The 7329-nt window shown below is 44.2% G+C and carries 5 protein-coding genes and 1 pseudogene; 5 read left to right on the plus strand and 1 reads right to left on the minus strand.

Annotated features, from left to right (window positions below; all coding sequences use genetic code 11):
- From VK541_RS19900 to VK541_RS19910, 3 genes and pseudogenes are all read left to right on the plus strand, one after another.
- Positions 1-616: pseudogene (locus VK541_RS19900) on the plus strand (glycoside hydrolase); the annotation flags it as partial.
- A 121-nt stretch (positions 617-737) separates the two neighbouring features.
- Positions 738-2999 (plus strand): GH92 family glycosyl hydrolase, encoded by a 2262-nt coding sequence (locus VK541_RS19905; RefSeq protein WP_324372190.1) that lies wholly within the window; start codon positions 738-740, stop codon positions 2997-2999.
- Between the two features lie 68 nt (positions 3000-3067).
- Complete coding sequence (locus VK541_RS19910; protein WP_324372191.1) at positions 3068-4339, plus strand: glycoside hydrolase family 71/99-like protein; 1272 nt, start codon at positions 3068-3070, stop codon at positions 4337-4339.
- Positions 4340-4355: 16 nt separating this feature from the next.
- On the opposite strand, the gene VK541_RS19915 is transcribed toward VK541_RS19910, so the two are convergent.
- Positions 4356-5915 (minus strand): hypothetical protein, encoded by a 1560-nt coding sequence (locus VK541_RS19915; RefSeq protein ID WP_324372192.1) that lies wholly within the window; start codon positions 5913-5915, stop codon positions 4356-4358.
- A gap of 129 nt (positions 5916-6044) precedes the next feature.
- Between VK541_RS19915 and VK541_RS19920 the strand changes: the two genes are divergently transcribed.
- Together VK541_RS19920 and VK541_RS19925 are read left to right on the plus strand one after the other, a co-directional pair.
- Complete coding sequence (locus VK541_RS19920; protein ID WP_324372193.1) at positions 6045-6452, plus strand: transcriptional regulator; 408 nt, start codon at positions 6045-6047, stop codon at positions 6450-6452.
- Between the two features lie 87 nt (positions 6453-6539).
- A complete protein-coding gene (locus VK541_RS19925; RefSeq protein WP_324372194.1) occupies positions 6540-7217 on the plus strand; it encodes a class I SAM-dependent methyltransferase in 678 nt (225 codons plus the stop codon).
- Positions 7218-7329 lie beyond the last annotated feature (112 nt).

Here is a 7329-nt window from a genome sequence, read left to right on the forward strand (position 1 = left end):
GTTTAACCCTGGTGCTGCAGGGCAACAGGGCTGGTGGCTCTTTGTAGACTGGCGTGAAGGCCTGGACAAGCAGGCTCCCTTGCAGGGCATTATGATTTTTACCATGAAGGAAACACTGGCTTTGGCAAAGCAATTGGGCAAAGAAAATGAGGTTGCTGAACTGCCTGCCCTAATTTCGAAGATGACCAGAGCCGCAAGGGTATCCCTGTATGATAAAAATACAGGATTATTTACCAGCGGACAGGCTAAACAGATTTCCTATGCCTCACAGTCCTGGATGGTATTAAGTGATGTAGCAACCAAAGCAGAAGCCCGGAAGGCCATGAAAGCCATTGTTAATCAAAAAAATGTCGTCAGGCCGGGTACTCCCTATCTGACCCACTATTATGTAGCAGCACTTATCAAATCAGGAATGACAAAGGAGGCAAAAGAACTTATTGAGACTTATTGGGGCGGTATGATCAGCAAAGGAGCTGATACTTTCTGGGAGGCATACGATCCAAACAACGATAAGCTGTCACCTTATAATTTCTTTCCTATAAATAGTTATTGTCACGCCTGGAGCTGTACGCCCGTATATTTTATAAGAAAATATCCGGAAATCTTCCAGAGATAGAATTTATTTAAATTTTAGTTCACCATTAAAGATTTATTAATCTTTTTTTAATCCGGAATACTTTCTTTGGCGACAATCATCAGCCGGGGTATGACCGGATAAAACTCATGAACCAAATTGTATGATCGTAAATTCTTCTCAAATTATAGTTGTTTTTAAGAGAACCATAAGCCTTTTGCTGTTCTGCAGCATTGCCGGTACTGCTTTTGCCCAGAAGCTCACTTCATTCGTAGACCCTTATATTGGTTCCGGCGCTCACGGCCACGTTTTTGTGGGCGCCAGTGTGCCTTTTGGAGCAGTTCAGGTCGGTCCTGATAACTTTTATAAGGGCTGGGACTGGTGTTCAGGCTACAATTACCAGGATAGTGTGATCAGGGGCTTCGCGCATACTCACCTGAGCGGTACAGGGATAGGCGATCTTTCTGATATTGTGATGATGCCCTACACAGGTGCAGTAAAGACAGATAAGGGTGAGGAAAAAGTTCCCGGAAGTGGCTATGCTTCTTTGTTCTCTCATAAAAATGAGCGCGTCAGGCCGGGCTACTATTCAGTGAGACTGGAAAATGGCGTGAATGTAGAGCTTGCTGCAACGGCCCGGGCGGGCTTTCATCGCTATCATTTCCCGGCAGGAAAAGCAGCACATGTCATTATAGATCTGAAGGAAGGGATCAATGACCAGACTCCGGAAACACATATTGAACAGGTGGATGATTTCACCCTGAAAGGCTACCGCATCTCATCTGGCTGGGCAAAAAAACAACTGATCTATTTTGCTGTCAAGTCTTCGTCGCCCATTAAAGATTTTGCTGTATATAACAATAACAATTTATTGCCGGGCAAAAGCGGTACAGACAAGGGCATAAAGGGCCTGATCAGCTTTGACAAGGCTCCCGAAATGCTTCAGTTGAAAGTGGGTATATCGCCTGTAAGTGCTGAGAATGCACTGGAGAACATCACTGCCGAAATTCCTGCCTGGGACTTTGAAAAAGTGATAAAACAGGCAGATGACCAATGGAATAAGGAACTTTCCAGACTAACTGTGGAGACCGGTACGCTTGCGGAGAAGAAGATATTCTATACGGCTATGTACCATACCATGATCAACCCTTCTTTGTTTAATGACCACAATGGGGATTATCGCGGTACGGATGGTAAAATTTACAGAAAAGCGCCTTTTGCCAATTACAGTGTGTTCTCTACATGGGATACCTACAGGGCAGCGCACCCGCTTTTTGTGCTAACGCAACCGGAACGTGTGAGCGATATGGTCAATTCCATGCTGGCGATCAGCGACCAGCAGGGGATGCTGCCCATCTGGCATTTGATGGGAAATGAAACCGGTACCATGCCGGGTGTCAGCAGTCACCAGATTGTTGCCGAGGCCTATTTAAAAGGGATCAAGGGGTTTGATGCGCAGCGGGCCTTCGACGCGTTAAAGAAATCTTCTGTTTCTGAAAGCAGAAAACTGGGATTGAATTATGTAAAGGATTTTAAAACCATTCCGTCTGATGAAATGAGTGAGTCTGTGGCACGTGCTATGGAGTACGCCATAGGGGATGGGAGCATTGCTCTGATGGCCAAAAAAATGAATAAGGCGGCTGATTATGAGTATTATCTGAAAAGATCAAAAAGCTATCAATTGTATTTTGATGAGGCTACGAGATTTTTCAGAGGTAAAAAAGCGGACGGGAAATGGAATCCGGTTTTTGGCCCTGACAAATCAACCCGGCCATGGATCAATGATTATTCTGAAGGCAATGCATGGCAATACCTTTGGCTGGCTCCACAGGATATTGATGGGCTGATGTCCCTCATGGGTGATGAAAAAGCTTTTATATCCAGACTGGACAGTACGTTTTCACTGAAAATGGATATCGGGAAGGAAAGTGTAGCTGATTTGACAGGGCTGATCGGCCAGTACGCTCATGGCAACGAGCCTGGTCACCACATCACTTATCTTTACGCTTTTGCTGGTGAACAATGGAAAACGGCTGAAAAGGTACGCTATATCATGAAGGAGTTTTATCACGACCGGCCGGAGGGGATTATCGGCAATGAAGACTGCGGGCAGATGTCGGCATGGTATGCGTTTTCTGCTTTGGGCATTTACCCGGTCTTCCCGGCCTCCGGAAAATATATCATTGGCAGCCCGATGGTAAATAAAGCTACATTAAGTCTTTCGGGAGGGAAGAAATTTATGATTGAGGCCATAGATAACAGTCCTGAAAACATTTACATTCAAAGGTTAGAATTGAATGGAAAGCCTTATAAAAACAGCTACCTGCTGCACACCGACCTCATCAAAGGCGGCACATTAAAAATGTTTATGGGCAATCAGCCTAATAAGGATTTTGGGAAGCTAAAGGAAAACAGACCTCAGTAATCTGACTGCTATTGCCTTTAGATGATCCCCATGGTAACATAAAAAGACACGAAAAAAAACACACACAAATGAAATTTAAACAATTATTCATCTTTGCTTTGCTGCTGTTGACAGGTACTGTCAATGCGCAAAACAAGCACAGCAAGACATCAAAGTTCAAAAGCTATAAGGGGTTGATCATGGCCGGTTATCAGGGTTGGCACAATGCAGCCGAAGATGGGGCGGGCAGAGGCTGGTACCATTACCAGTCCAGGGGTAAATTTGAACCCGGAAGCACCAATGTGGACCTTTGGCCTGATGTGAGCGAACAGGAAAAAGTATACAAAACATCTTTTGTTCATGCAGATGGAAGCGCTGCTTATCTGACCAGTGCCCATGATGCATCAACTGTGGAAACACATTTTCGATGGATGAAGGAATATGGTCTGGACGGCGTATTCATGCAGCGTTTTGTGGCGGAGATCAGGGGCAGATCCGGCCGGAATCATTTCAATACTGTTCTGGGCAATGCCTTAAAATCATCTCAAAAATATGGCCGTGCAATATCCGTAATGTACGACCTCTCCGGGATGCGGGACAGTGTCGATGTTCCGGTACTGATCAATGACTGGAAAAACCTGGTAGACAGCATGAAGATCACCGGCAAGGGTAATAATCAGACTTATCTTTATCATAACGGAAAGCCACTGGTGGTGATCTGGGGCGTCGGATTCAATGACAGGCGAAAATATACATTGAAGGATGTAGATAAGATCGTGGATTTTTTAAAGAACGATCCTGTTTACGGGGGCTGCTCAGTGATGCTGGGTGTACCTACTTATTGGCGTGAATTTGGAAATGACACGGAAAAGAATCCTTTATTGCATGAGATCATCAAAAAGGCAGATATTGTCCATCCATGGACAGTCGGAAGATATGGTAATGAGATTGCTTACAACAAGTATTCGGAAGCGCAAAAAGGCGATGTGCTGTGGTGTAAGCAAAACAAGCTGGACTATGTTGGTGTGGTCTTTCCGGGATTCAGCTGGCACAATATGAACCCAAGATCACCGTCAAACCAGATCCCGAGAAACAGGGGTACATTTTTCTGGAAGCAGCTGTCTACTGCCATCCAGAATGGTACAGAAATGCTTTACGTGGCCATGTTTGATGAAATAGATGAGGGTACTGCCATATTTAAGATCGCTAAGAACCCACCGGTAGGTGCCAGTACTTTTGTGAAATTTGAAGATGATGTCCCGTCGGACTATTATTTGTACCTGGCTGGATATGCCGGGAAAATGCTGAGAAAACAGGTTCCTTTCAGAGCTGATGTACCACCTCCCGTAAAGAAAAAATAATTTATCCCGCAGGCACTCAGTCAATCCTAACGGGGAATTCACGGTATCCTGTGCCAATGGTCCAGCGTACTTTGTATTCCCCTTTAAAGAACATTTTTTTAGCCGGATCTTTTCCGTCCCAGGTAAAAATAAACGTATTTTCACCGACTTTTCCATTGAAAAGATTGCTAAGAAGTTTATTGTTTTTTGAGTAAAGGTCGATCTGCAGTATACCTGGCTGCCATGATTTACTAATGAGCATGGAACTCTTGCCTTTTGGGATGTGGTGGGGAAGAACTGTAGCCAGATAAAGTTCTTTACTTTCGCTGAAATCTATTAAAGGAACGTTTACCGGCGTATGGACATATTTTCGTTTGAAACCAGGCGGGTTTCCGATGAGGCTGCTCTCATATGCAAGACGTTCATCAGATTTGTTCGGGTTTTTAAATTTCAAGGCATACAGATCCCTTATGGTCTGGTCAAAATCGAGTAGTCCCGTCCAGAGTTCACCTGTGTTCTTTGCCTCAGCTCCATGTCCGTATACGGATTTGAAGCCGCCGGCTCCGGTAGTATCTCTTTCTGCACCCTGACCATTAGAATTGATAAAACGGGGATTTTGCCTGTCTTTGTTCCACATGATATTCAGGTTAGTGCTGATGATCCTTTTCATGTCCTGTTCATCAAATACAATCCCATAATGGTAGGCTTCTGCTATTTTTTCTACTTCACCTGCCTGGTATCCTGAGCGAAAAGGGTGCACCCATACGCCGTGTTTCGTGTCTTTTTTCACCAGATCGACATCGGCAGGAGTAAGGGGTTCAAAGTAGTTCCAGCAATAATGACCGTTGAAATACTGAAAATGGCTTTTGAAGGTAAAATAGATCCGCTGGGCCCGGTCCCTGTAAGCTTTTTTGGCTGTAAGTCTGTACAGGCGTAAAAATACCTGCCCGGCGTCCAGTTGTTTGTTGAAAGGGTGGCTTATTCCGGTACGGATTACTGTCGTATCGGTAATCCAGCGGCTGAGGTCACCGGGTTTCAGAAATTTATTGAACCCGATATATGAGCCATAGGGCCCATCTTCATACCAGGTGCCGCGTTTGTCCCATTTTTCCACAAATTCTCTGCTGGCCAAAGCGACATAGGCATTGGCTTTTGCACTGTAGGCTTTATTCAGATTCTTTTGTTCGAGGACAAGGACGCTGAAATCCAGCAGTCCTTTAAAGATAATGGCATCGCCGACCAGCGCGTCCTGCCAGTATCTATGGTCGTATTCATAAGGGCCTATCCAGCCTTTGTATCCATCTGGGTCTGTGTCCATTTTGCTGATGAGAAAATCATAATAGCTAATCCCTGCATCCAGCCATTCTGTGTTTTTTGTCAGTTCATAATATTCAACAAAGCGGCCCATATCATAAGCGGCATTCCAGCAAAAATCCTCTCCTTTTGCATTTTCCACGAAAGCCGGGTTGCGGATCATTTTTTTGGCCAGGTCAGCCGGAGATATACTAAGCTTTGCGGCGGTCTGCGCAGATGACGGGCTGTAGACAAACAAGTACAGCAGCACACAGAAAACAGAAGGCAGTAGTTTGAAACTCACAATGCTAAATATAGCAATTGGTATGAAGAACCTGACGTATTCTGCCTGCTAATTTGTCATTTTTATACCCTATCAGTAATGCAGTTAAATCTTAGATTTGAAATAAAAGATAACTTAACTATCATCGCAATGGAAATCATCTCAATAGACAATGACATCAAAGTTATGTATGTTACTGCAACAACCTTTCCAGAGGGCGTAATGGCCGCTCACGAAAGGCTTCATGCTTTAATTCCTTATGCTGAAAACAGAAGGTATTTTGGTCTGTCAAGACCGGAGGGCAATGGGGGTATCGTTTACAGGGCCGGCGCAGAAGAACTAAGTGACAGAGAGGCTGAACAATTTAATCTGGAGAACATCACGTTAAAAAAGGGGAGCTATGTGAGCCTGCTGGTTGAAAATTTCATGAAAGATATTTCCAGTATTGAAAAAGCTTTTAATCAGTTGCTTACACATCCTGAGCTTGATCCTCAGGGCTATTGTGTGGAGTTATATCTTAGTCAGAAGGATGTGCAATGCATGATCAGGCTTGAATGAGCTGCTGCAGGTTTTTTATTTCAGAAAAAGGGATGGCAAAATTGTCAATAAAAATGTAGATTGGTTCTTTAACCAAATGTAGATAGCATGTCTGAAATAAAAGATGAAACGCAGCTCATGGAAATTGCTAAACAGCTGAGCTGTCCAAGCGGTGAATATGGGATTCTGACTGCTCAGAATATGGCCTCACATAACAATAACATGATATCTGAAGCCATCCTTGGCCTGGCGCTGACTGATAAACAACGTGTTCTGGAAATTGGGCCTGGCGGGGGAAATCACGTGCCTAAGGTGTTTAAGCAGTCAAAAGATTTGAAGTACTATGGTGTAGACATTTCCGAACTTATGATCATTGAATCGGTTAAAGCAAACCACGAGCTGGTAGATTCTGGACAGGCAACTTTTACACTTGCAAACGGGAAGACACTGGTTTTTTTTGATGAGTTTTTTGACTGTGCATTTACTGTGAATACAATCTACTTTTGGGATGAACCCAAGGCTTATGCGCAGGAGATCATGCGTGTGATCAAACCTGGCGGGCTTTTTAGCGTTGCGTTTGCTCCGAAAAACTTTATGGAGAAACTGCCGTTTACTAAATATACATTTCAGCTGTATAGCCTTGAAGAGGCACAGGCCATTTTTGTTTCCGCAGGATTTATTATGCTCAACTCGGACAGCCACCAGGAAACCATTATGAGCAATGCGGGTCAGACCATTGACCGGGAGTTCATTATTCTGATCCTTCGAAAACCTTTTGATGAATAATACCACCAAATACATTAGCGAGATCGTTAACAAGCTCTGTGATGCAGCACCCATGGATAAGGTATCGGGGCACAAGGACTTAAAAAAGTATATTGGTACCAGCTACGACCTG

The sequence above is a fragment of the Pedobacter sp. genome, from assembly GCF_035317785.1.
Taxonomy (GTDB): Bacteria; Bacteroidota; Bacteroidia; order Sphingobacteriales; family Sphingobacteriaceae; genus Pedobacter.

Bases quoted from the DNA above. Each gene is read 5' to 3' on its own strand.
- VK541_RS19920 (WP_324372193.1), top strand. From the start codon at position 6,045: ATGGAAATCATCTCAATAGACAATGACATCAAAGTTATGTATGTTACT.
- VK541_RS19910 (WP_324372191.1), top strand. From the start codon at position 3,068: ATGAAATTTAAACAATTATTCATCTTTGCTTTGCTGCTGTTGACAGGT.
- VK541_RS19905 (WP_324372190.1), top strand. From the start codon at position 738: ATGATCGTAAATTCTTCTCAAATTATAGTTGTTTTTAAGAGAACCATA.
- VK541_RS19925 (WP_324372194.1), top strand. From the start codon at position 6,540: ATGTCTGAAATAAAAGATGAAACGCAGCTCATGGAAATTGCTAAACAG.